We start from the raw sequence: 25,937 nt of genomic DNA, 5'->3' as shown, positions 1-25,937 counted from the left end.
TCAATGTAGTATTGGTGCAAAAGGTAAAAGTAAGTTGTTGACTATTCAACGCATCGCCTGCAACTGTAAGCTAAAGCTAATGTTGTATTACTATTGAAACAATCAAATTATAACACTTTATTAAATAATAACTATGGCACTTAGATTAGGTGACGAAGCGCCCAACTTTACGGCGCAGACTACAGAAGGAGAAATTAATTTTCATGAATGGATGGGGGATAACTGGGTGGTGTTTTTCTCGCACCCCGCCGATTTTACTCCAGTATGTACTACCGAGCTAGGCACGGTGGCCAAATACCGCGATAAGTTTGAGGCACGCAACGTAAAAACTCTAGCGTTGAGTGTTGACCCGCTGGACTCGCACAAAAGCTGGATTAATGACATCAACGAAACCCAAAATACCAATGTCGACTATCCGATAGTGGCTGACCCTGACAAGAGTATTGCTACGATGTATGACATGTTGCACCCCAATGCTTTGACCAACTTGACGGTAAGGTCGGTTTTTATCATTGGTCCAGACAAAAAGATAAAACTTACATTGACTTATCCGGCGTCTACAGGAAGAAATTTCGACGAGATTATCCGAGTGATAGATTCGCTACAGTTGACTGCCAACCACAGCGTGGCAACTCCTGCCAACTGGCGAGACGGCGAAGATGTGGTGGTATCGCCTGCTATTGCAACTGAAGATATTCCAGAACGATTCCCGAAAGGGCACACAGTCATCAAGTCTTATTTGCGCACTACGCCGCAGCCTAACAAGTAGGCGATGGTGTAACATTGTAACCCAAGTTTTTTTTAAGAGGCTGGCTCTTCATTCAGGAAGCCAGCCTTTTTCTTTGATACACATAAGTATAAAAAAGGTGCTACCCACAAAGCGTAACACCCTGAAATCACTTCTTACAGTTGAGGCGTTGCTCTAACGACTACAACCAACTCAAGCAATTTTCTTTATTCAACATTGTGTGGTGCCCGCCTTGAGCCTTGATTACCTCTACATTCTTATAGTAATCGTCCCAAGTATTTGCATCGAGCCAGGCTACACTTTCTTCTGCAATCACAAATTTGATCACATAGTCCCATTTAGGGGCATCATAGGCATAATCTACTGCTAAGGAGGTTTCTACCACTTCCCACATTTTGGTTAAAAATGCCGCATCCCCTCCTACTTTCAACTGCACAAACAAGGCAACCATTTTAGACTTCCAGCTTTCTGATAGATTGTTTTCTAATATAGCATCTACCTGGGTCAAAACAGTTGAATCGTTGATTCCAGCATTGCTTAGCATTACCTTACAAAACCTGCTCACCATCTCTTTGCTTAATGGCACTTGACTCTTTTCTTCCTGGCTGGGTAACAGTCCACAGTCCATCAATACAATGTTGTTGACTTCTAAAGCGGTCTCTTGCAGTTGGCGGAGCATTTCATACAGCACAGTACCACCATAACTATGGGCATACAAATTAATTTTACCCTGTGGGTGAATTTGCCGAATACACTCAATATTATGGGATGCCATTTCTTGCACCGTTTGGGCAGCCTCTCCTTGAACAAAGCCTTTCATTTGCAAACCATATACGGGTCCATCGGTCGCTAAACTCTCGGCTAACTCTAGGTAGCTATCACTCAAGCCAGGCATTCCGGGCACTATAAAAGTAGGAATACTAGGGCGCAAAGTAATCAAGTAAGGGCTGTTGCCTCGGTTATTTTTTTGGGCTGCCGTAGTTGTATCAAGCACGCCACTTTCCCTAATTTTTTGGACTACCCCGCGAATGGTCGGGTTTTTCATAAGATCAAGCACTTGAAGGTTGCTCCCCTTCCAACGTTGGTTCATTAAATGCACCAACTGTACCCCCAGTAACGAATGTCCTCCTATTTCAAAAAAGTTGTCGTCTACTCCTACCTGAGCCACTCCTAACTTACTCTGCCATAGCGCTATAAGCTCTTGGGCTACTTCGTCAAGTGTGCCCTCTGAAGCTACCTGAGTAGTAGCGCTATTTGCCAAAATATTTTTGGTTTCACTCAGCTTTTTTCGGTCTACTTTACCATTGACTGTCAGCGGAAACTTATCTACCAACTCAAAGTTCGCCGGAATCATATATTCGGGCAAACGCTCCTTGAGATGCACACTTAACGCCTCCGCTTTTACCTGCACTTTGAAAGTAACAAATGCCTTTAGCTGTTGGTTTTGATTGATTTTTTGAGCTACTACTACTGCCTGAAGTACTAAAGGGTGGGCACTCAACACCTGTTCTATTTCGCCCAACTCAACACGAAACCCTCTAATTTTTACCTGCTGATCTACCCTGCCCAAGCACACTAGCTGTCCTTCAGCATTCCATTGGGCTTTGTCGCCCGATTTGTACAAGCGTGTACCAGGGTTAAACGGATTATCAACAAATTTCTCTTGAGTCAATGCCTCATTTTTCCAATAGCCTCGTGTCACTCCATCTCCGGCAATGTACAACTCCCCTATTTCGCCCACGGGCAATTGCTCAAGCTGTTCGTTCAACACATACAACTGAGTATTTTGATAAGGTTGTCCAATCGGAATGTTGGGCAACTTGGTGGTAGCTTCGGTCATAGGATAATACGCCACCGAAATAGTGGTCTCGGTGGGGCCGTAGGTATTCATTACCGGCAAATTAGGGTTGTTTTCCCGCCATTGTTTATAATGCTCCATTTCAGCCTGTTCTCCCCCAATCAACACGGTGCGCAAGGTGGTATCCTGAAAACTCATCGAGGAAAGCGTATGCCAATAAGCTGTGGGGAAGTTTACCAATGTCACCTTATGTAGTTGCATCGTCTGCTTTACATACATCGGGTCAATAAATTTTTCGTCCTCCATCATTACCAAGGTAGCTCCGGCAATCAATGTAGGAAATACATCTTCGGCAAATACGTCAAAACTAATGCTGGCAAACTGAAGAAGTCTATCTTCGGGGGTAAAACCAAATTGACGAATGGTAGAAAAACTATGGTTGATCACTCCTTGGTGTGTCACCATTACCCCTTTGGGTTTTCCGGTAGATCCAGACGTATAGATCATGTATGCCAAACCATCTGCAGCTACTACCTGATGTGCATGTTCAACGGATGTACCCGTACCTTTTTCTAAACGATCGGTAAAAAACAGCTGACTATTCTGCACAGCAGCTACTTGTTTCAGGCGTTCCTCTAGGTGGCTACAAGTCACCAATAACTTCAAGTCTGCATTTTCCAGCATGTAATTCAGACGCTCGTCTGGGTGGGCGGCATCTAGTGGTACATAAGCCGCTCCTGCCTTTATAATTCCCATGACAGCCACTATCATGTCTAGCGAACGGGGTAAGCATACGCCTACCAAGGAGTCGGGAGTAGCACCTGCGGTCACCAATTGATGGGCTAATTGACCACTTAGTGCATCTAGTTCTTGGTAGGTGAGTTGCCCATCTGCCCCAACCACGGCAAGTTGCTCCGGATTTTTCTCCACATTTGCTTTAAACAAATTATGAATACATTCATCCTTGGGATAATCGGCACTGGTATCAGGCAACACAGGGTACTCCACATTTCTCACCCTTGTGGGCAATGCTGGAAACTTCCCGATTAATTGCGCGGGCTGACTAATAATTTCGTTGAGCAATTGTCCAAAATACTGTAAGTGATGTTGAATGGTTGCTGCATAAAAAAGGCTCTTTTTGTATTTGAAGTTGAGCTGTAAATGATCTCTCCAATCGTATACTTCCAAGCCATAGTTGTCACCTGCTTCCTGAAAGATGTCATAATTGGGCTCAATTTTTTGTATTTCATCTTCTAAAGCCAACCAACCATCAAATATATTTTGATAAGTATAAGAAATAGACAAAGGGTTAAGCCTGGCCTCTTCTACCCGGCGGCTTAGGTTAAGCCCTAGGCCTTCTACCACTTTGGCAAAAGGATAAAACAAATAATCTAGCCCATCAATAAATTTGTCTCGCACTTGCTCAAGGTAGTTTTGAAACGGCTGATGGGGAGCTACTTGGGTATTGGTTACAATGATATTAATATAACAGCCCATGCTGTCCTCGTAGTTTTCTGAGGGACGCCCTTGTACTGGGGTAATCACTGCTAGATTGTCTTGTTGGCTTATTTTATGGATAAATACCTTAAAAATAGCCAGCAACATTGTAGAGAAGTTGACTCGGCGATCAGCTGCCAGTTGTTTCAATTGCTCAAGTTGTGTTCCCCGGATATAAAACTTTTCACAACCCGAACCTATGGCATCTTCGTGAGGCTTTACCTCATCATAGGGTAGGTTGATGCCTTTGGGCATATTTTGCAATTGGTTTACCCACCACTGTCTATCTTGTAAACCCTCTTGACTCTCTACATATTTTTGTTCCCACTTCACAAAATCAAAATAGGCAGTATCGGGGTTACTGGTGTCTACTTTGTCCCCTTTTTTAATCTGGTAGTATGCCTTCCAGTATTCTTGCATGAGCCATACCCCTGACATACCATCTATCACAATGTGGTGGACAATGAATAACACATGATGTTCTCCGGTGTGGGGGTTGGTCATCAAAAACAACCTGACCAAAGGAGGTTTGTCCAACTCAAAAGGATGTCGAAGCAACGACTTGCCCAAAGTCAATAAGTCTTGCCCTTCTTCCAGGGTCATGAGTTCTAAGTTGAGGCAATCGCGGGTGGGGTGAATCGTGTGGGTAATGTCTCCAGCATTGTTGAGTCTAAACGAGGTGCGTAAGATGGGATTGTTCTCTAGCAATGCTTCAAAAGCAGCCCACAAAGTAGCTGTATCCACCTTTTCTTGGCAATGAAAGTAAATAGGCACATTGAGTCGGGTAGAGTCAGCCTCCATTTTTTGGATAAACCACATCCCTTTTTGCATTTCTGAAATAGGGTAAGTTTTTCCTTCCAGGCTCAAGTCAGGCAATTGATCAGGAAGAGCTACTTGGGCAACCGTATTTTGAACACCCCTATTTTGCTCAAATAAGCTCAAAAACTCCTGAAAAGTATTTACCCGCATTACCTGCCCCATTTTCACTCGGGTACCTAGTTTTTCGTTGGCACGGCGCACCAACTGCATCACTTTGATAGAGTCAAACCCATAGCTCAGGATAGAATCGTTGGGATCAATTTCGCGTACGTCCAAGCCAAGTATTTCTTTTACCAAATCTGTAAATACGATAGGGGTTTGCTCAACAGGTTGTGCTTGGTCAAGCTGTAACTTGGGTTGATACAGCTCCAAAAACTCTTGGAAGGTGTTCACCCGCATGACTTGCCCCATCTTTATTTTGGTGCCTAGTTTTTCGTTGGCACGGCGCACCAACTGCATCACTTTGATAGAGTCAAACCCATAGTTCATAATGGGTTGGTGTAAGTCAAGCTTGTTCATATCCAAGTCCAACACTTCCTTTACCAAATCTATCATTGGAGCAGATGTTTCCTGAGTAGGCGTAGAGGATTGACTTGCCAATACATTGTTGATTGCTAAGTTGTTAGTGCTTTTTTTGCCACTTTTTGGCAAAGCATCGGGGCGATACTCTTCTAATATAATTTGGGCATTTACCCCTCCTATAGCATAGCTGCACAGGGCTACTCTTCTTGGGCTTGCCTGACGCTTCCAAGGCTTGTGTTCACGCTGTAAAACCAAGCGGGAATCTTCAGTAATTTCAGGATTGACAGCTTCCAACCCCGGAATACCGGGAATAGTTTGGTGACGTATGGCTTGCACCGCTTTAATCAAAGAAGCAAACCCAGCGGCATACTCAGGGTGCCCAGTCGTAGGCTTAATACTACTAGTTTGCCAGGTTTTATCGTTTTTTTCACTTGCCGCCACATAAGCATCTTCTATGGCACCTATTTCGGCTACATCAGCCATAGAGTTGCCAATGCCGTGGGCTTCTATATAATCTATATCATCAGCAGATAATCCCGCTTTTTTCAAGCTTTCCCAAACGGCTTTTTTAATCCCACGGGCATTGGGCGCATTAAAATTAAAACCTCGCCCTCCGTGATATACCGCACTCCCTCTTATGACTGCATGTACTTCATTTTTGTCTTTGAGGGCTTGTTTCAAAGGTTTAATCAATAAAATACCCGCTCCTTCACTGCGAGCAAATCCAGTGGCATGATCGCCAAAACTACGAACGCAATTGTCTTTGCTCAGAAAAAACTTGCAAAACTCATGATTCGCTAATCGTTTAAATTCTTTTTCGGCGATGGTGTTAAATCCTCCCACCAAAGCTTGCTCACACTCGCCTCGCTCAATTGCTACCAGGGCTTGGTGCAAGGCTACATATACACTTGAGCAAAAAGCATTGGTGACATGGCTAGGACCGAGCAAGTTTAGATGAAACGCCACCTTATTGGGCAAGGGAACATCGCTAGGCAAATGCTCTTGGTCTTCATCTCTGTAGTCCGACACCCCCATATACACTCCTGTAGTGCGTCCGGTCAAATCTTTAAGCCCCATCCCTGCGCCTTTCAACCCATTGGTAATGGTTTGATAAGCTATTTTTTCCTGACGATTCAGCTGGGCGTATTCTCTCTTACTAAATTTTAAGAATTCAAGCACATCCTCACTTTTAGGAGAATTGATACGTCCATAACCATAACCGTTGGCACCTGGCACCTCCTCAAATACCATTCGCTTACCGCTTACTACATTGTCCCAAAGTGCTTCTATATTATCTGCACCAGGGTAAGTACCAGTCAAGGCTACAATTGCCAGCAAATCGGCTTGATCGGGGTTTTCATCGCTTGCGGTTGCCACTGTTTCTTGCTCCACCTCTAACACCTCTGTTGCCAAAAACTCGACCAATAGATCAGTAGTAGGGTAGTCAAGCAACACAGTAGTTTTGAGTTTACAGTCCAACTGTTTTTCTAAAAACAACTTAAACTCGGTGGCTTGCATTGAATCAGTGCCTAAGTCAGCAAAGGATTGACTTGGAATGACCTCTTCTATGTCGTCTAATTCTAAAAAATCAACCAGCGACTCTCTGATAAATTCAGTCAGCAATGGACGAATGTCTGCCTCAGTAGCTTGGCGGATTTCAGCTAAAATATTTGAAACTATCATAAATGATATGTGAATATGCTTTTTTTATAAAGGGTGTGTATGTAGGGCTAATAATTGAATTCGTAGTATGGATGCAATTTTTCCGCTGATTGGTTTTCTCAGAAAAGAAAAACCAAGCAATGGTTATTACCGACAAATTAAAAAGACTTCCTGACAGTGCCTGAGCTGTCAAGAAATCTTTTTACTACCATAAATTGTGGAATTTGTTCGCTTATGGGTGTAAAATCGCCAGCATTACCTCCCCTTGCGATTTACCTTCATTATCATCATAAAAATTACAATAAGTACTCAGGAAAATGCACTTGGATTTATAGGTGGTAGATTTGACCCCATAAGTTCCATAAAACTTCTTGGGGTTGATGGGCTTTTTATAGTTAGAAGCAATCTTCACAATTAAGATGTTAGACAATTGCTTCTCAAAAAAAGTATCTTCATCATAGGAAGCCAAGTCAGGGATTAGTCCATTTTTGATGCAATGCCCCAAAAAAACATACCCCAATTGGTTGTAGCAAATATTATATTCTACAGCGTTAAAGTGCCCAGTATCGTCAATATAGCAAGACTCAGGAATGTTGAAAACCCCTTCCATTGTCAGTCCTGCCAGCCCTTGGCCTGGTTGCTGCACAAACTCCGCCGATTGTAAATAAGCAGTATTGGCTCGATAGGGCTTCATCACTTTTTCAACAAAGCCGTCTTCAATGCGTGTACGCAAGTTGTTTTGCCTGATGTTCGTAATTTCTAAATTTTGCATTGGGATCATTATTTTTCAAGTCCAACATAAAAAGGATGATTGTCATAGATACCAATGCGGTAACTTTTGCTTTTTTCGCCAGCCGGAATGCTGGAAGACATGTGTAACAAATAACGATTGTCCCAAATAATCAAATCGCCCGCATCCCACGAGTGGGTATGAATGTGTTTTTCTTGCTCAATAAAATCAAACAAAGCTTTCATAGCCTTTTCGTTTTCTTCATAAGTGAGCCCTTTAATCTTCATTGTGAAGCCACTGCTCATATACAAGATTTTATCTCCATTAACCGGGTGCTCGATGACAGCAGGGTGCTCTACTGGTGGCACAATCTCGTTCATGTAATCAATCAACTGCTGGATAGACTTGTCAATATCGCAAGGCTGTACTTTGTAACGGTTGTTACCGCCATGAATCATTGTTGCCCCTTCGACCAATGCCTTAAGGTCGGCTGGCAGATTTTCATACACTTTGTGCATGTCTATATAATAAGTGGCGCGCACGGTATTTGGAATCACTACCGGCGTGATAGAAGTAAACGACAATGGTTTTTGCTCAAACTGACAGTCGGTGTGCCAATACTTACCAGTACCTGCTACGCCTACTTTTTCTCCTTCTTTATTGATATTAGAAGACACAAAAACTTCGGGAAAATCAGGATGGTGGTAGTTTTCCTGAAAATAGACTTGAGGCGTGCCTAGTTTGCGGGTAAACTCTACATATTCGGCGGGGTTATCACCCATATTTTGCCCCTTAATTACGATTAACTTGTTGCGATAAATCGCCTGGCGAATTTCTTCAAGCTCGGGCGCATCATGGGTTAGTTTAGTGACATCTATGCCACTAATAATACCCCCGATTTGTCCTTCGGCAGCATCTTCAATTTTGAATGGAGTGGTAGTTAACATTGTTAGAATAGTTAATGATGTAAAACGGTTTGTGATATAACAATTGTCAAATAGGTTTCTTTGTACTTCTGAAAGGATTGCACCTTCTGAAGCCTTTCAATTAATTCACTTGCCTCCCCATTGTATTCCAGTAAGGCTCACGCAAAACTCTCTTTAAGACCTTTCCGCTGGGGTTTCTTGGTAGTTTGTCTACAAACTCTACCGACCTAGGTACTTTAAAATCAGCCATTCGTTCTTTGGCAAAAGAGAGAATCACTTTCTTCTTAAGCGAATAACCTGGCTTTTGTACTATAAAAGCTTTAGGTATTTCTCCCCACTGTTCACTGGGGATACCAATCACCGCCACTTCTTCTATGCCTTCGTGCTCGCTCAGGGCTGCTTCTATCTCGACCGGAAACAAGTTTTCTCCAGCATAAATGATCATATCTTTGACCCGATCGCATACAAAAATGTACCCTTCTTCGTCCTGATAACCCACATCACCAGTGCTTATCCAGCCATCCACTAAAGTTTTTTTAGTGGCTTCGTCACGGTTCCAGTAGCCAATCATTCTTGACGGGGATTTAAGGTGAATTTCGCCAATTTGATGGGCAGACAACAACTCACCTTGAGAGTTTGTAATTTTTACTTCTACTCCTGGCAAGGGTTTTCCAGCCGCTTTTAGACGGGTTTCATTAGAAAAATCGTGGTCTTCGGGGCGTAAGCACACCGCCATATTACCGGTTTCGGTCATACCATAAATCTGGAAAAAACCACATTGCAAGGCATCCATTGCCTGACGCAACAAGGTGGGTGCTATGGGAGAACCACCGTACAAAAATCCTTGTACTGAAGAAAAATTGGTAGTGTCAAAAGTGGGTTCTGCCATACAAAACTGGATCATGGCAGGCACCATGGCCACTTTCGTAATTTGGTATTGCTCAATGAGTTCAAGTGCTCGCCAGGGGACAAAAGTATTCAATACTGCCCCTCTTCCACCCACAATCATTCCTTGAATAGTCCACCAGAGTCCTCCAATATGAAACATAGGCAAAGATAACAACAAAGTATCTTGAGCATTCAGGTTCATCCAGGCATCTCCTTGAGCCTGCATCCCTTTCATGAGCCTAAAAAAGCTATAGTGCGCTAGTTGCACACCTTTGGGCAAGCCAGTAGTCCCGCTGGTATAAATCTGTACGGTCACATCCTCAGGGAGATAGTCCAACGCTGGTGACTGATTAGAATGTTGGTTTTTCCAGGAGGTATAATCTCTATATTCCATAGAAGCATCAGGCTGTTCTATAGAAATGATCGTTTTTATATTTTGCAAATCAGGTTTGATTTGCTCAATCAGGGGTAAAAACTCCTTACCCACAAACAGCACCTCAGTTTGACTATCGTTTAGAATAAATAATACTTCTTGGGCTACCAATCGCCAGTTGATGGTTACTAAAACCGTTTTTGACTTGGCACAACCAAATAAAATCTCATAACTAGCCAGGCTATCTTTGGCCAAAATGGCTACTCTGGTTTGGGGCGATAAACCCAATTGTAGCAAGCCTTGAGCTACACGGTTTGCGTTTTGTTCCAACTGGGCATACGTGTACAATTCATCCTCATAAATAAGTGCTATTTTATTGGGTATTTGGGATGCCTGTTTTGCACTCAGGTCAGGTAATGTTTGAAAGTCAGGGGTCATAAATAACTTAGATAATAAATAAGTTTGTAGATATATTTATTGCATTTTAGACAGTACCTACAAAGGTTATTTGCATTTGTTTTACTTTAACTTTGACCCTGCAAGCTAAGACTAAACCCCTAGGATTGTCATCTACCCTGTAAGAATTCTTCAGAAGTTCATTAAAAAGTAAAATAAAAACTCTGATTATTTCAATTTAAAAAACTGCTCTGACAAGATTTTGGGGATATTTTTTTCTGTACTTTTTTGTAAAAAAACTTGAACCAGGCAGGCAATGGGTTGGTCACTCAACTTTACTTTTGCCATGGCTACTTCTTACCTTTTAAGGCAAGTTCTTTTTTTGTATTTTAAGCAAAGAAAAATTATTTTATGAAAAAGCTCTTATTGATTTGTATGCTGATAGGTTGGGGAGTTACGGCGCAGGCACAAACTAAAAAAACGGTGTTGTGGAACAAAGCAGGTAAAAAAGTGGCTTATATTACACCTGGCAATGCATTGCATTTGTACAAAAACCAACAACAAGTGGCCTACCTTATTGTGAGCAATGCCCCCGATGTGTTGGATGTATACGATGTGAACGGCAACCATTTGGGTTTTTTCAGAGAGGGCATTTTGTATAATCGTCAAAAATACATTGCTGCTTTTGTACCTGAGGCTTTAGAGAAACTAGAGCTTGCTGTGAGGTCAGATAAGGCAATAAAAAGCGTGTTGATGGATTTACAAATTTATGGATGGGTATCTATCGAACGTTTTCTGAGAGGAGTAGAGGACTAAAGCAATAAACCCCTGATATTGGGCTATATCAAGGGCTTTTATTTTTTGTATTAGTTTGCCTTTATTTGCTCAAAGCAGCATTGGTGAGTTTATCGAGGGCATTTTGCATTTTACCCAATACACCGCTACAATCTTTCAGGTCAAACTTTTCTTTGAGTTCTATTGGATCAGTATACCCCATCATTGCCTTGCCTGCTTTGTTTTCCCATACCAACAGTTTCATTGGCAAAGCAAGCCCTACACGTTGATCGCATTGCATAAGTTGGGTGCCTATTTTGGGGTTACCAAATACAATTACGGTAGTAGGTCGCAAGTCCATTCCTGCGTTTTTGGCTCCTTCGGCGTGGTTGATTACGTTGAAAACTTTTAACCCCTTCTTTTTCAGAATTTTCACCATTCGTGCCGTAGTTTCTTGCACGCTGTAAGGGCTTTCCTTGTTGATCAAACCAGGAACATTAGCGTTGGGGTGTTTTATTTCAAAACCTGCCGCCACTAAAAACAGCGACAACAGCAAGAGTATTTTATTAATATGCTTCATTGGGTCTTATTTATATTTTTAAAAACAGCTTTGGGTATATTTTAACCATAGGGTAGTACAAGAACAACACCGTTTTGGGCAAAATAGTTTATGATTACCCGATTTTATTCACCTACTATAGCCAGCAAACTATTGGATGGGTTGATGGCAAGTCGGGTAATTTTTTTGATACCAGTGCCCTTCAAGTTAGCAAAGAGCTTCCAACCCTTGTCTTTTTTCCAAATATATAGCTTTGTTCCCTGCCCCATAATCACCCTTTCTTTTTTGGCCCATACATAGTCTTCACTGCCCTTGAGTGTGGGTACTATAGAAGTTATTTTTTTAGTCTTTGTGTCGAGCTTTTTGATCTTCCATTGTTTGTTTTTGGGTTTGTGCACAAAACTAATGGCATGCTTGCGCTGAGGTACATAACCAAAGCAACGTCCAATATCTGTGGCAAGCGTTTCGCCTTGGTCTGCCTGCAACGATGCCAACTGCAAATGATGAGGTTGACCTTGGGCTCCTAAAACAAAAAGTACCAGCACATCGCTGTTTACCCACAGATGATAACCTATCGGTTTGACAGACTTGAGCACTAACTGAGGCGTGTTTTTTTGGTCGCTTTTTAAGGGATACTTCCAAAGGCGTTGGGTACCGTCAGGCTCTACCATAATACAAGAAAAGTGTTTGCCATCGGGAGTAATCGTGGGCGAGTATTCGCTGGTGGGGGTGTCAATGAGTTGAATGGTTTTGCCTGATTTTACTTTGTAAGCAAATATATCAGTCTGTTTACCGCCTTGGTTGGCAGTATAATAAAGCGTTTTGCCATTGGGCGAAAACATAGGTTGATTGTTGTATCCGGCAAATTTTGATATTTTTTGGGGTACACCCAATTTTGTCGAGACAGCCTTCAGTTTTATTTTAGCCAAATATATTTGGGTGGCGGGCTGGGCGCTCAATAAGGCGCTATAGCCCATCATTATGAGTGACAATAGTATTGTATTCATTTTGGATTGATTGGTTATAGATAAAAACGGTTTGATGATAAAACTCACCCCTGAATATCACTGTAAAAAGCCTGTTCGGTTACCTTAGACCACTCGCTGATATCTTGGCGAAACTTGTCATAAGAAGCAAATATTTTTTTGGTACGGGCATCTTTGTTGGCAAGTTCTTCTACTACTTCTTTCGAGTATTTTTTGAGCGTTTGCATAATTTCGTCTGGATACTTTCGAAGTTTCACCCCTTTTTCTTTCACCAGTTTTTGCAAATAAGTATTATTTTTAGCTTCAAACTCACCCAACGTCCACATAGCCAAGCGGCTCGATGCACTGCGCAAAATTTCTCGCAGGTCGAGTGGCAGTTCGTTAAAAGCTTTTTGATTGGCAAACAATTCCAGCATAGGTCCTGGCTCGTGCCAACCTGGATAATAATAGTATTTTGCTACATTATAAAACCCCATGTTATAATCGTGGTAAGGGCCTATCCACTCAGTCGCATCAATCACCCCTCGCTCTAGGTTGGTGTATAGCTCGGTGGCGGGCACCAATACTGCAGTAGCCCCAGTTTTGGCCAATACTTTGCCTCCCAGCCCCGGCATACGCATTTTTAAACCTTTGAGGTCTTCCAACCCTTTCAACTCTTTGCGAAACCAACCCCCCATTTGTACCCCGGTGTTTCCTCCCGCAAAGGGCACCAAACCATATTCGGCATATAAATCCTCCCACAGCTTAAGCCCTCCCCCATTTATTACCCAGGCGTTGGTCTGCTGGGCGTTCATACCAAAGGGCAACGCAGCAAAAAACTGGGCAGCGGGTATTTTACCCGACCAATAATAAGACACGCCACTGGCAATTTGTGCCCCACCTGAGCGTACTGCATCAAAGCACTCCAGGGGTGGTATAAGCTCACCCGCCCCATACACTTTTATGTTGAGCCTTCCGGCAGAAGCATCTTTTACCCATTGTGCCATCATCTCCAGTCCTTCGCCCAATACCGGAAACTTAGGCGGCCAGGTGGTCACCATTCTCCACTGGTATTTTTTGGCAGATGTGGGCTGAATATTAACCGTTTTGGCCTTTTCGGTCACAGTATTGCAACCATTGAGCAAAATGGCACCCGAAGCAGCTGCTAAAGTCACTACGGAGCTTTTTTTCAAAAAATCGCGCCTATTCTGTGGCGGTTGCTTTTTGTTTGGGGAGTTTTCTTTATTCATCGACGGTTTATCCAAAAACTTTGAGGTCTTGATGTATCAGCGCAAGATATATGTAATCTAACACGTTTACAAATCGGGCAAGCCCACGTTAGAGCAATTACAACGCTTGCCCAACCATTGATTTTATGGACAAACATGCGTCTCTGGTTGGCTTTAGGCTGTCTTTTGATTAAATTATGTATCCTGTCACAAATATTTGGCAATACTATGGCAATGAATATATTTTGGACGATTAGTCTTTTTATTTCTTTATTTTCTCTGGCTATGCCCACTCAGGCACAGGAAGAGAGAGCGTATGCAGACGTGATACTGGATGCTTACTATAGCCATGCCAATCCTAAATATAATCAATTTTATGGAGGAGACGGTGACCGTTACCCTCTGTTTATGGACCCCAGGGGGGTACTGGGACACAATACTAAATTTGTAAGTTTGCCCAAAGGGAGTTATATCATTGTAGGGTTTACAGATAACACAATTATTGACGCCCCCAACCAAGACGATTTGTTTATTGAGGAAGTAGGACGTGCCGGAGACCAGGCAGCGGTTTGGGTAAGCGAAGATGGTAAGAAGTTTACTTATTTGGGCAGGGCAAAAGACGACAAAGTGACCTCGTTTGACCTTGCCGATATTGGGTTTAAAAAACCTGTAATAGCGGTCAAAATTATGGGCTTAGACACCAGAGGAGCATCGCCAGGGTTCGACTTGGTAAGTGTAAGGGCAATGCAAGGCGCAGTAGGTGGCAAGCCTTCGCCTCGTTTGATCCCCAAATATGTGCCCCCACCTCCTACCCCCAAGCCTACCCCCAAGCCTCCAGTAAAGGTGGTAGAAATAACCACCCGAAAAACCAAGGTAGTCACCCACACCACTACCACCAAAAAAGTAGACCGCAAGCAAGAGTTGAGAAACATTCTCAAAAACTCAGGGTTACGTTCTAAGCTGAAAACATTGAAAAAACGCAAGAAAAAAACGACCGTCATTATTAACAACCAGGTAATTTCTACTCCTAAAAAAGTGGATAAAAACCATAAAAAGAAGCCTAAGAAAAAGAAAGTAAAAGAAGCTGGTGCTGAGTCTAATCAGTAGAAACTGATTGGCAACACTGCTTTGCCCCTCTAAAAAAAACTGCACTGCCAGAGAGCTACCCAAGGACCGGAAAGCTAAAATGTATATTTTTTTACCCTCTTTTGTGTACTTCAGGCTAAAAGCTTACCTTCGCATACTTGAATTTGGTTTGAAATACCAACAAATGCATTTTTTACAATCTTCATTCATTTTACTTTCTCTCAACATGAAAAACAAACGTTTTATACGGTACATGATAGGGTTAAAACTTTTGAAATACGCCATCATAGCTTTGGCTATTCCTATGCTAAGCGGCTGCAGTGGCAATGGTAAAGACAACAACAATACTACTACTGGCAATGACACTGCTCAAACCAAAGTTGACACTAACAAGCGTAATGACAACCAAAACAGTAATGAGTCAAAAAACTTGTTGAATACCATCGAAACCCGCGAAGACCGACAGTATAACGACCTGGCCCGTTTGCTGGCTGGGTTGCCTGCCGAAGAAGGAAGTAAATTTGCCAAATACCACCAAACCAAGGCGTGGCAACAATATGCCAATACTGCCAATAACACCTGGAGCGGTATTTTAACCCAAAAAGTGCCTACCATGTCTAAATGGAGTAATGATGCGCTAAAAACCCAAAACGACGCCAAGGGCACCCTGTTTTACCCTTTTAGCGGTCCTGACTTTTTGCACGCCAACACGCTTTTTCCGGGAGCTGAAAAAATAGTGATGATAGGACTTGAGCCTATTGGCAACTACCCCAACCTGGACAAAGTTGCGAATAAATCATTGAATGGTTACTTCAATGGTTTGCAACGTAGCTTGTACACCATTCTCAAGTTAAGCTTTTTCCGCACCATTGCTATGGCAAAAGATTTTACTGGAAAAGTAACCGCCGATATAGATGGTACCCTGCCCGTACTTATGCTGTTTATGGCACGCACCAAACACCGGGTGTTGTATTATGAAAAAGTAGCAGTAAATGAGGAGGGCGAATTGATTGCAGCCGATGATGCCATAGGCAGAAAGGTATATTATGGTACCAAACTTACTTATCGCCACGAAGACAAACCCAACGAGAAAAAGACCTTGTTTTATTTTGCTGCCAACCTACAAAACAGTCCTTACAGCAGCCGTAGTGGTTTGGTAAGAAAGGGGCTAGAAGACCGTTCTGATTTTCGTAAGTTCTTAAAAAGCCTTGACATTACCACTACCTACATCAAGTCGGCGTCTTACCTGATGCACCGTGAAACCTTTAGCATTATTCGCAATATCATATTAAATCAATCAAAATATTTCTTACAGGATGACTCAGGCATGGCGTTGCGTTATGTAGACCGCAGCAAGTGGAATCTTACCTTCTTCGGGGCTTATGCCGGACCTATTCCTTTGTTTCGTAACCGTTATCAGGCAGGTTTGCGCAAAGCATATAGCAGTGGTAACAATGTAAAACCATTACCGTTTGGTATAGGGTACCAGTACCGTAAGGGTACCTCGAACCTGATGCTTGCCGAGAAAAAATAATCAAGTATACTGTTCTAAAAGACATTATATACTACAGCCACGGTTATATGCACATATAACCGTGGCTTTGTTCATTTATCACCATTTTATTTACTAGTCAGAATGCTTAAAAACACGCTTATAAGTTGCCTTTTATTGATTTGGGTAACTCTAATTTCGGGCTGTCAGAGCGGCACCAAAAAAGACAACACAACTACTCAGGACACCAGTACCACTACTGACACCACAGGCACAAGCACGCAAGTAGCCACTAAGCCTGACCTGAAACCGGTAGACCGTCAATTTAATGATTTGGCGCGCCTGCTTGCCGGATTGCCTGCCGAAGAAGGAAGTAAGCTTGCCAAATACCACGAAGATGAAGCGTGGAAAAAGTATCAACAAGTGGCAGATAAAATCTGGGAAAAGATTTTGAAAGAAAAACGCCCGGCTATGATAGCTTGGCAAAAAAAACACTTACAGACTCCCAATGCCGAAGCTGGTTTGTTGTTTTACCCCTTTAGTGGTCCTGACTTTTTGCATGCCAGCACGTTTTTCCCCAAGCTTACCAAGATTGTAATGATGGGGCTTGAACCCATTGGTAACTTACCCGATATGGAAAACATTAGCGTACACTCGCCCGAAGTTTATTACAAAGGGTTGGAGCGAGCATTATACGCTGTGCTCAAATACAGTTTCTTTATTACTAAATCTATGGATGTAGATTTCAATGGTCGCATCGACAAGCGTATCGATGGTACTTTGCCCGCAATTATGATTTTTATGGCACGCACCGGGCACCGGATATTGAACTATGAAAAAGTGAAGATCAATCAGGATGGTACGCTTGATCCGGTAGACGCTAACCTTGAAACCGTGCATAACAAAAGCGTTTATTATGGCACTAAGTTGAGTTTTCATAAAGAAGGTGATAATACCCAAAAAACATTGTATTTCTTTGGGGTCAACCTGTCTAACTCGCCTTATAGAGGCTTGGGTGGGTTGGCGCAACGCAACGACCTCAAGCAATATATTCAAAGCCTGAAGCCACAGGCTACTTACCTTAAGTCGGCGTCTTACCTCATGTATGGGGCGGGTTTTAGTATGATCCGTAACCTGATTCTCGATCAATCTAAGTTTGTGTTACAAGACGATTCAGGAATGGCGTTTAAAAACTTTACCAAAGACAACAACTGGGACATTACCCTGTTTGGGCGCTACGCTGGACCTATCAAGCTGTTTCGTCACCATTACCAACAAGACATGAACCAGGCATACAAAAAAGGGTATCCTGTCAAAGAACTTCCCTTTGGCATTGGTTACCAGTATCTCAAGGGAAACTCTAACCTGATGCTTGCCCGGAAAAAGTAAATTGAGAGCTTGTTTAAAGCGGTCGTTTATAGGAGATTTTATGATGAGTTTTCGGATTAGATGCGTCAAACCGAGCTTTCGCGAGCTCTGTTTCACCTTTGAAAATTAGCATTTAAACTAATTTTGAAGAACCGATGGCTAGAGCTATGCTCTGCCGAGCCCTGCGAAGCTAAATAGCAGCGCTATTGCTGATAACCGAACCTGTAGCTTTGCTACGGTGAGCTCTGCTTTAGCTAAATTAACTTCGTTGAGCTCACCACAGCGCAGCTGTAGGTTCGGTTTGACAATATATAATCAGGAAAGGTACGTAAAAGCTCACAGTCCCGAACTTGATTCGGGGACCTAATTAATGATTTTTAAACAAGCTCTGAGATAAACTTATATACAAAAAGCCTTTGGTCAACTACGGCCAAGGCTTTTTGTATTGTATACCGTTTGCTACGCTTTCATTGATTTGCTTCATGAAAGGCAATGGCGGTTAGGTTATGTAGGTGGACTACTTTTTCAATTGGTTTTTGATATCCCCCTGCCAAATTTGTCACAACTGGTAGCTTTAGCGCTCGACAGGTAGTGTATACAATTTTTTCTCGTTCCGCAATTTGCTCAGTGGTAAACTGACCACTATCAACATACGGATCATCCATGTGGCAATCGACACCCGCTTGATAAAAAAGCACCTCACAATCACTAAAACGATTACGAATCAAGTCGGGAAGATTGGTGAGCCATTGTTCATTGTTGTAAATGTTCACATCTTCGTACCCTAGTGAATAATGCTCAACTAAATTTTCATGGCCTGTTTTATATAAGGTTTGATCGGTGCCATCGCCTGAGTGCGAGTCGAGATCCAAAATACCGATTTTCTTGGCTCCAAAACGCTTTTTCATCAAAATAGCGGCAATCGTTAAACCAGCAAAAGTACAAAACCCTGCGGCTTGATCGTAACATGCGTGATGAAAACCAGAGGTTGGCGAGAATGTCGATGTACGGTGTTGATAAGCATAAGTAGCCGCACTAACAAAACTACCCGTAGTCCATAACAAACTCTTGGCTATTTCTTTATTTTTGTTATCAAACCCATTTTTGATATTCCCCTTCAAAACACCTCGTACATAAGAAGGGTCATGAGCCAAACACAATTCATCTACAGTTAAAGGACGAACTTTCATTATCTCCATGGGGTACCCCAACTTTTTCCAGGCTTGCAAAACGAGCTTGGGTTTTCCTGCACTGGGAGAATCACTGCCGATAGACTGAACTGTTTGTTGTTTATTATAAAAAACCTTCATTTATATCTATTAGTGATCTTTCATAAATAATTTGAGCCATTAAAGTGTATCTATTGCCCTCATTCTTCTCAAAAAAAAAGCCTCATAGCTTTAGCTATGCACCGTTTTTTTTGAATCGTCTGAGAACAATATATTTTCTTAAATTGGCACATCTTATTTTTTCCAGATCACTTATTAGAGAAGCGTCTTGCTTCTATCTATACATTTTATAAACTACTAAAAATTAGCTTTAGATAAAACCATCAAAGCTTGTAGAACAGCCTGCAACTTGAACGCATCGGTATCTAAGAACTTATCCCTGATAGGGCTTTTATGATCTTAGCTTACCTACAATGCTTTTGCTGCAACTCTTGCACCTCATTGCCAAATAATTTTCGATAACCCAAAGCTTGCGCTTTGGTCAAATCAGCACAGGCCAACGCTTTTTTACCTTGCGCTATATACACCAACGCCCGATTTTTATAGGCATAGGAGTTTTTATTGTTTTTCGACAGCGAATAGTTGATGTGTTTCAAGGCTTCAGCGTATTTACCCATTTTATAATAGGTGTGTCCAATATTGTTATAAGTATATATTTTGTTGTCAGCAGGTATTTTTTTAGTCAAGGTAAGCTTAAACATAGCCAGTGCCTTGTCATATTCCTTCAAACTTAATAAAGTAAATGCTTTGCCCTCAAAAGGAGTAAAGTTGTTGTTTCCCAAAGCAATTGACTGGTCGTAGTCGCGCAAAGCTTCCTCATGCTTGCCCAACAGCCTATAAATATCGCCTCTTTCGGCGTATAAATAGGCCTCTTTATTTAGAGCTATGGCCTTATTAAACTCAGTCAATGCCTTGGTGTATTTACCCAATTTTTGATACGCCACTCCACTACCACTAAACGCATGATGGTTGCTACTATCCAAGCGGATTGCCTTGGTAAAATCAATCAATGCCAAGTCGTAGTTTTTTCTAAATAAATGAATATTTCCTTTAGCCAAATACGCCTCTACATACCGATCGTTTAAGCGTAAAACTTTGTCTAAGGCCTTTTCGGCTTCATCCAACTGTTTCATTTGCAGGTGTATCAAAACACTATGTAATAAATACCGGGGCGACTCAGCCCAATACAACAACGCCCTGTCAATGTCTTGCCTTGCCAACTCTTTTTTACCTACCGATACATAGTATCTTGCTCTGTAGTAATATGCTTTGTGCAAATCGGGGGTTGCCACCAATGCCCTGGTGGTGTACTCTTCTATGAGTGCTGGTTTGTTTAACGAATCGGCCAAGACAAGCCCTTTGTAAAGTAAGGAAACTCCATCTTCAGGGTTTTCCTGCAAATTTTTGTTGGCTATTTTCAACGCTTTTGCATAATTGTCTTCAGAATAAGCATCGCTTACCTGATTGATATAAAGTGCTTCGCGGGCACTTTGCCAGCCCCAACAACTACCCTCTATCATCATCTGTAATTGAATGTAGGGAAAGTTATAAGCAACAAGGTCTAACCAAGGTTGTTTTTGTCGCTTTCGCGCAATCACTTGTTTGACTTGATAGTGAGAAAGGTGCAGATCGAACACCCACATACAACGTACAAATAAAGCTTCTAAATGTTTGATTTGATACTGTAGAATAGCCTTACTCATTTGCGAGGGTCTTTTGTTACGATGCTGGAGTTGATGTACCATACGAAACCTTTGTATGAGCTCGTCCTTGTGCAAAGAAAAAAACGTCCAGATGTCTTCTTGTTTTGGAGTAAGTTGAGCAGGTTTTTGGGCGAAAGCCGAAGTTATGAGGAGTAGGCTCAGGAGCAGCCCTTGTAAATATTGTATCACTTGTTGATTTGGTTAATTCTAAAAAATTTGATCAAACACAAGATCGGAGTTTTGAAAGTATTGACAAAATCAACCTACTGTAAAAAACAGCTGAAGACATAAAACCAGGCAAAAAGCTACTACATTTGCACAAAAAATACCACTTACTTATGAACATAGTTATTACAGTAGTAGTCCTTTTCGTTCTTTATCGTCTGTTTTTTTACAAACCCCGCAAAGAATATCATATAAAAGATATTAATGAACAAAGCTTTACACTCGCCATCACTAAGCAGTCTAAAGGGGCACCTGCTACTGATGAAAAAATAATTTACTGGAAGAACCTAAAAGATATACGTTTTACCTCTCATAAAAATTTATTGAGTTTTGAGGATATCAGGAATCATGTGTTTGCAGTTCCATATCACGCCAAAAACTGGTCAGCGCTTCTTCAGGCGGTGCCTGAGCGCTTTACTAATTTTGACCATGAGTATGTAAAAGAATTATTGTTGCAAAACGAGAAAAAAACCTACCTCAAAATAACCGCTGCTACCCCCCATTTGGTAATGTATGATGTATCGCAATCCAGCAAATTGAGTGAGGAAGCTTTTGCTTGGGCTGATGTAAAAACGGCCCAATTGAATGAAGATAAAACAGCCCTCAGTATTGCCTTACAAAACGGGCATACTTTTACCATAGATGATGATATAGACAATTGGTATTGGTTGCTGAAGTATGTCCCCAATCATTTCGAAGATGCTGACTATATCAAGGCATTGTTTGAGAGCTTTACAGCCTGCGATGTATGCGGAAATATAGCCGTATTGGGCGAAGAGTGTCAGGCTTGTTATGAAGTGATTTGGCACAAAAATTCTGTTTACCCTACCAAAGAGAAGTTTATCAAGGAAAGACAATTAGAAATTTTTGGCACCGATAGCCCTTTAGAAAAAATAGTGTTCAAAGTGTATGAGGGAGAAGCCTTTAAGAAAAACCCTGATTGGCAATTGTTAGTTACTGAAGAAGAAATATTAGATTTTAGCCAAGAAAATTACTGGCAAGAAGAGGACTAAGTAGGGAGGACAAAAAGCAAAAGCCCCTGTTCAGGGTTCGAACAGAGGCTTTTTTATATAAGTATAGGTTGATCGTGTCTATTTTTACATCGCAGAAAAACTTTGCGCTACTCGGTAAGAGATAGGGTTGTTTTTAGAGTCCTGGCTTGCCCACCATAAGAAACGGCAATACAAGTTTATAGGAGACTTAGGGTTGATAAAGCCCATAATACCAATTCTTACTTTTTTACCTTTTTGCCATCCTTCTGCAAGGATCATGTATTTTTTCAAGCCACCTTTACTTGTCATGTACTGTTGGCTGATGATTCTTTTACGTTGTACCGAAGTGGCACCTCTGTAGGCTCTCATGGCTACTTGCTTTGCCGAAGCTGAAGCATCGCGCCAAGGTTTTAAGCGAAAAGAAACTCCTCCTCCAGCAGCAGTAAACTTACCAGAGCGTCCTCCTTTGTCTTTGGCATTCCAATTAGAAGGCATTTTCCATTTAATTTTGTATTTTTTCCAACTCCAAGGCTTCATTGCCTGAGCGTGGGCATTGGTTTGTGCCAAAAATAACCCAGTAAATACAATTGCTAAGGAAAAAAATAGGTGTTTAGTATTGAGTTTCATAAATATGTAAGTGTTTTTTGATATGTTAAAAATTAAAGTTCGTTTGCCAGCAATAACGAGAGTTAAGGAAATATTGTTCTCATTTTTGATAATAATCCCAGATAAAATATCATTACTCTCAGGCAATCAACCAGTTAAAAAACACTTACAATGCTTCACCATTTATCTTCTTTTCTTACTTTTATTTTTTCTATACTGCTTTTTACGATGATCGGCTTTGGCTGATTTTTCTGGCTGGGGTTTCCCCAATAATTTTTTCAGCATATCGGGTCGGTTCATATTGTTGAGCTTGTCGGCAATGCGGCGGCGGTTTTCTGATTTATACCAAAAAAAGAACAGGTGTTGATTTTTCTTATCTTTCTCACTTTTGGCGGTATAAGTAGGCTGTAGGGTATAAGGGTGTACCCCTGCATAATAAATCACGGTAGCCACTGTCATGGGAGTAGGAGTAAAACCCTGCACCTGCTCCAGCTGAAAACCCATGTCCTTGGTTTCGCACGCCAGGTTTGCCATGTCTTCTTCTTCGCAACCGGGATGCCCCGATATGAAATAAGGAATCAAAGGTTGGTCTTTGCCGTATTTTTTGTTAATGCGGTCGTAGCGCTTCTTAAAATCGTGGAAATGCTTAAACGAGGGCTTACGCATGATCTTCAAAGTATTGTCGGACGTATGCTCAGGAGCCACCTTTAACCGTCCTGATATATGGTTTTGGATAAGGTTGTCCATGTACTCCTCCATATCGTCATCGTCTCCTACCTTGTTGTGCCCTTTTACCAGCAAGTCGTAACGAATGCCACTCCCCACAAAGGCTTTTTTGACTGAAGGATGGGCGGCTGCTTCCTTATAAATCTCCGTTAAGGGTTTGTGGCTGGTGTCAAGGTTATGGCATACTACCGGGTGAATGCACGAAGGCGCCACACAGCGGTCACAAATTTCCTGCACTTTGCCCTTCATTTTATACATATTTGCTGAAGGACCTCCCAAATCACTGATGTAACCTTTAAAATCTGGCATTTTGGTTACGGCGTCTACTTCTTTCATGATAGACTCTTTGGAACGAGAAGCGATAAACTTGCCCTGGTGCGCCGAGATGGTACAAAAGCTACAGCCTCCAAAGCAACCCCGGTGCATGTTGATCGAGAACTTGATCATTTCGTAGGCAGGTATTGCTCCTCTTTTTTTGTACTTGGGGTGAGGCAAACGGGTATAAGGCAAGTCAAACGAATGGTCTATCACTGCTTCTTCCATTGGTGGGTAAGGTGGGTTAATCACCAAAGTACGCTTGCCTGTTTTTTGTAAAATACGCCTTGCCTGGGCTTTGTTCGACTCTTGTTCTACCACCTTAAAGTTAGCCGCATATTTTACCTTGTCTTTCAAGCAGTCTTCATGCCCGTTGATCTCTACGTCTTTCCAGTTTTTGTTGCGGGGCATTTTTTCATCTTCGCCCACCATAAAGGCAGTTTGGGGGATGGTGCGCATAGAAGAGAAAGGCACTCCTTTTTCGGCCAACTTGAGTATTTCGCGTAGCGACTGTTCGCCCATGCCATACACCAACATGTCGGCGCCGCTGCTTTCGAGCACACTCGGAAAAAGCTTGTCTTGCCAATAGTCGTAGTGTGTCACCCTACGCAGTGATGCCTCAATCCCTCCTACCAATACAGGTACATCAGGATAGAGTTGTTTTAAGATTTTGGTATATACACTTGCCGCATAGTCGGGGCGAAAGCCTGCTTCTCCTCCTGGGGTATAAGCGTCGGTAGAGCGACGACGTTTGGCTGCGGTATAATGGTTTACCATAGAGTCCATACAACCCGATGTTACCCCAAAAAACAACCGAGGCTTGCCAAACTTTTTAAAATCACGTAAATCGTCGCGCCAGTTAGGCTGGGGAATAATGGCTATTCTATAACCGGCGTTTTCGAGAATACGACCAATCACAGCCGGACCAAATGCCGGATGGTCTACATAAGCATCACCTGAAATCAACACCACGTCCAACTCCTCCCACCCTCGCTTTTCTACTTCTTTCATAGTAATGGGGAGCCAGTCGGTAATGGGTCTTTCGTTTATATGAGTCTTTTTTATGTCTTTCTGTCCTTTATTCATAATGCAAAGTTAGTGAATAATTGGCTTTGTTAGCCAGTAGATGTAAGCTTCTGACAAAACATGCCATATTAACGAGTTGAAACAAGTTATAAAGGCAAAATGTTTGATTGAATGGAGCAGAATAACGAATCAATGGTTTGATAGTTGGCAAGTCAACACCAATCATCAAACCATTGAGTAAAGTGGTAAGCCTCTGGTTAAAAATCATTCTCTGCAACCAACATGAAGCATACCTTGTAATACAATGCGTTAAAAGATTACCTCACAGTTGGGAAGCCATTTTTCTATCTTTGCTTTTTCTTTCTCTAGTGATTTGGGGGCATATATTTTTTTTAACCTATTCAACTTGCCAATACTTTTGGGCAATTTAGCAAGTTTATTTCCTGACAAATAGAGCACTTCCAAGTTCTCTAACTGCCCTATGCTGTCTGGCAAATCAGTAAGCCCACATCCCATCAAATGGAGTTCTCTCAAGCTCTTGAGTTGCCCTATACTTTTAGGCAATTTAGTAAGTCTATTTCCTGTCAAATGGAGTTCTCTCAAGCTCTTGAGTTGCCCTATACTTTCGGGTAAAACAGTTAACTCATTGGTACCCCTAAAATCACCCAAAGATAAAAGCTCTAGATTTTTCAATTGACCAATTGTTGCCGGCAATGATTTAAGCTTGTTGCTATACAAAATGAGCTTTTTTAAGTTTTTCAAATCACCCAAGCTCTCAGGCAAACTGATAAGCTGATTATGGTTCAACTTGAGTTCTATTAAATTTGTCAACTTACCAATGTTTTTCGGTAGCTTAGTAAGTGAACCAGCCTCCACCTGTAGTTTCTCTAAGCTTGTGATAAGCTCAATATTTGTAGGGAGTTGGGTTGTTTGAATAGCTGACAAGTTTAAACTCCAGAGTTTTTTCAGGTTTTGAATACTTTTCGGGAAGCTGGTAATTTGAGAATGGGTTAAAACCAGCCTTTGTAAACTTGTTAATTGACCAATGACTTCAGGCAACTCAGTAAACTTATTACCACTCAAGTCCAGCTTTTCCAAGCTTTTTAAATTGCCCAAACTTTTGGGTAAACTGGAAAGTGTATTATAGCTTAAATCTAGCATTTGCAAGTTTTTTAAACGCCCAATTTTTTCTGATAAAGCGGTGAGATTTTCTTTGTTCAAATAAAGAGTAGTAGTCCTATCTGGTGTTTTCAAAGCCTTTGCCAAAGATGACTGAGCCTGAG

Annotated in this window: 18 protein-coding genes; 6 read left to right on the top strand and 12 right to left on the bottom strand. The window is 41.9% G+C overall.

Annotation, left to right across the window (positions count from 1 at the left end; genetic code table 11):
• The first annotated feature begins 133 nt into the window (after nt 1–133).
• The gene (locus M23134_RS23980) at nt 134–769 is read left to right on the top strand and encodes a peroxiredoxin (RefSeq protein WP_002700404.1); all 636 of its coding nucleotides are present in this window, start codon (nt 134–136) and stop codon (nt 767–769) included.
• A gap of 160 nt (nt 770–929) precedes the next feature.
• Here M23134_RS23980 and M23134_RS23975 read toward each other — a convergent pair whose 3' ends face one another.
• From M23134_RS23975 to M23134_RS23960, 4 genes are all read right to left on the bottom strand, one after another.
• Nucleotides 930–7,067 carry a non-ribosomal peptide synthetase gene (locus M23134_RS23975; RefSeq protein ID WP_002700402.1) on the bottom strand — a complete coding sequence of 2,046 codons (6,138 nt, stop codon included), beginning with the start codon at nt 7,065–7,067 and terminating at the stop codon, nt 930–932.
• Nucleotides 7,068–7,278: 211 nt separating this feature from the next.
• Nucleotides 7,279–7,818, bottom strand: a complete 540-nt coding sequence (locus M23134_RS23970; protein ID WP_002700400.1) for an FcoT family thioesterase — start codon at nt 7,816–7,818, stop codon at nt 7,279–7,281.
• An 8-nt stretch (nt 7,819–7,826) separates the two neighbouring features.
• The gene (locus tag M23134_RS23965; protein WP_002700398.1) at nt 7,827–8,723 is read right to left on the bottom strand and encodes a TauD/TfdA dioxygenase family protein; all 897 of its coding nucleotides are present in this window, start codon (nt 8,721–8,723) and stop codon (nt 7,827–7,829) included.
• Nucleotides 8,724–8,823: 100 nt separating this feature from the next.
• The gene (locus M23134_RS23960) at nt 8,824–10,401 is read right to left on the bottom strand and encodes a long-chain-fatty-acid--CoA ligase (protein WP_002700396.1); all 1,578 of its coding nucleotides are present in this window, start codon (nt 10,399–10,401) and stop codon (nt 8,824–8,826) included.
• A 369-nt stretch (nt 10,402–10,770) separates the two neighbouring features.
• On the opposite strand from M23134_RS23960, the gene M23134_RS23955 reads away from it, so the two are divergent.
• Nucleotides 10,771–11,175: a 4-fold beta flower protein gene (locus tag M23134_RS23955; RefSeq protein WP_002700392.1), complete on the top strand. Its 405-nt coding sequence runs from the start codon at nt 10,771–10,773 to the stop codon at nt 11,173–11,175.
• Between the two features lie 61 nt (nt 11,176–11,236).
• On the opposite strand, the gene M23134_RS23950 is transcribed toward M23134_RS23955, so the two are convergent.
• The 3 genes from M23134_RS23950 to M23134_RS23940 all read right to left on the bottom strand — a co-directional run bounded on the left by M23134_RS23950 (nt 11,237) and on the right by M23134_RS23940 (nt 13,907).
• Nucleotides 11,237–11,713, bottom strand: coding sequence for a DUF302 domain-containing protein (locus tag M23134_RS23950; protein WP_002700390.1), 477 nt, complete (start codon nt 11,711–11,713; stop codon nt 11,237–11,239).
• 104 nt (nt 11,714–11,817) lie between these two features.
• On the bottom strand, nt 11,818–12,699 hold the full coding sequence (locus tag M23134_RS23945) for a TolB family protein (RefSeq protein ID WP_045114231.1): 882 nt from the start codon (nt 12,697–12,699) through the stop codon (nt 11,818–11,820).
• A 44-nt stretch (nt 12,700–12,743) separates the two neighbouring features.
• Nucleotides 12,744–13,907, bottom strand: coding sequence for a TRAP transporter substrate-binding protein (locus tag M23134_RS23940; protein WP_002700386.1), 1,164 nt, complete (start codon nt 13,905–13,907; stop codon nt 12,744–12,746).
• Between the two features lie 207 nt (nt 13,908–14,114).
• Here M23134_RS23940 and M23134_RS23935 point away from each other — a divergent pair, with 207 nt between their 5' ends.
• From M23134_RS23935 to M23134_RS23925, 3 genes are all read left to right on the top strand, one after another.
• A complete protein-coding gene (locus M23134_RS23935) occupies nt 14,115–14,993 on the top strand; it encodes a hypothetical protein (RefSeq protein ID WP_002700384.1) in 879 nt (292 codons plus the stop codon).
• A 232-nt stretch (nt 14,994–15,225) separates the two neighbouring features.
• A complete protein-coding gene (locus M23134_RS23930; RefSeq protein ID WP_198145083.1) occupies nt 15,226–16,506 on the top strand; it encodes a hypothetical protein in 1,281 nt (426 codons plus the stop codon).
• A 102-nt stretch (nt 16,507–16,608) separates the two neighbouring features.
• A complete protein-coding gene (locus M23134_RS23925) occupies nt 16,609–17,853 on the top strand; it encodes a hypothetical protein (RefSeq protein ID WP_002700381.1) in 1,245 nt (414 codons plus the stop codon).
• 446 nt (nt 17,854–18,299) lie between these two features.
• Here the strand turns inward: M23134_RS23925 and M23134_RS23920 are convergent, their stop codons facing one another.
• Together M23134_RS23920 and M23134_RS23915 are read right to left on the bottom strand one after the other, a co-directional pair.
• Entirely contained in the window at nt 18,300–19,142 is an 843-nt protein-coding gene (locus tag M23134_RS23920; RefSeq protein WP_002700379.1) for an arginase family protein, read from the bottom strand.
• 323 nt (nt 19,143–19,465) lie between these two features.
• The gene (locus M23134_RS23915; protein WP_002700376.1) at nt 19,466–20,953 is read right to left on the bottom strand and encodes a tetratricopeptide repeat protein; all 1,488 of its coding nucleotides are present in this window, start codon (nt 20,951–20,953) and stop codon (nt 19,466–19,468) included.
• Between the two features lie 149 nt (nt 20,954–21,102).
• Between M23134_RS23915 and M23134_RS23910 the strand changes: the two genes are divergently transcribed.
• Nucleotides 21,103–22,002, top strand: coding sequence for a hypothetical protein (locus M23134_RS23910; RefSeq protein WP_002700374.1), 900 nt, complete (start codon nt 21,103–21,105; stop codon nt 22,000–22,002).
• Nucleotides 22,003–22,086: 84 nt separating this feature from the next.
• Here M23134_RS23910 and M23134_RS23905 read toward each other — a convergent pair whose 3' ends face one another.
• The 3 genes from M23134_RS23905 to M23134_RS23895 form a co-directional block, all read right to left on the bottom strand.
• Nucleotides 22,087–22,608 (bottom strand): hypothetical protein, encoded by a 522-nt coding sequence (locus M23134_RS23905; RefSeq protein WP_002700372.1) that lies wholly within the window; start codon nt 22,606–22,608, stop codon nt 22,087–22,089.
• Between the two features lie 162 nt (nt 22,609–22,770).
• Nucleotides 22,771–24,714 carry a YgiQ family radical SAM protein gene (locus tag M23134_RS23900; protein WP_002700370.1) on the bottom strand — a complete coding sequence of 648 codons (1,944 nt, stop codon included), beginning with the start codon at nt 24,712–24,714 and terminating at the stop codon, nt 22,771–22,773.
• A gap of 249 nt (nt 24,715–24,963) precedes the next feature.
• The coding region (locus M23134_RS23895; RefSeq protein ID WP_045114228.1) for a leucine-rich repeat domain-containing protein at nt 24,964–25,937 on the bottom strand (974 nt) is incomplete at its 5' end.

Source organism: Microscilla marina ATCC 23134 (assembly GCF_000169175.1).
GTDB lineage: Bacteria > Bacteroidota > Bacteroidia > Cytophagales > Microscillaceae > Microscilla > Microscilla marina.
This window is presented reverse-complemented; position numbering and strand designations above follow the sequence as displayed.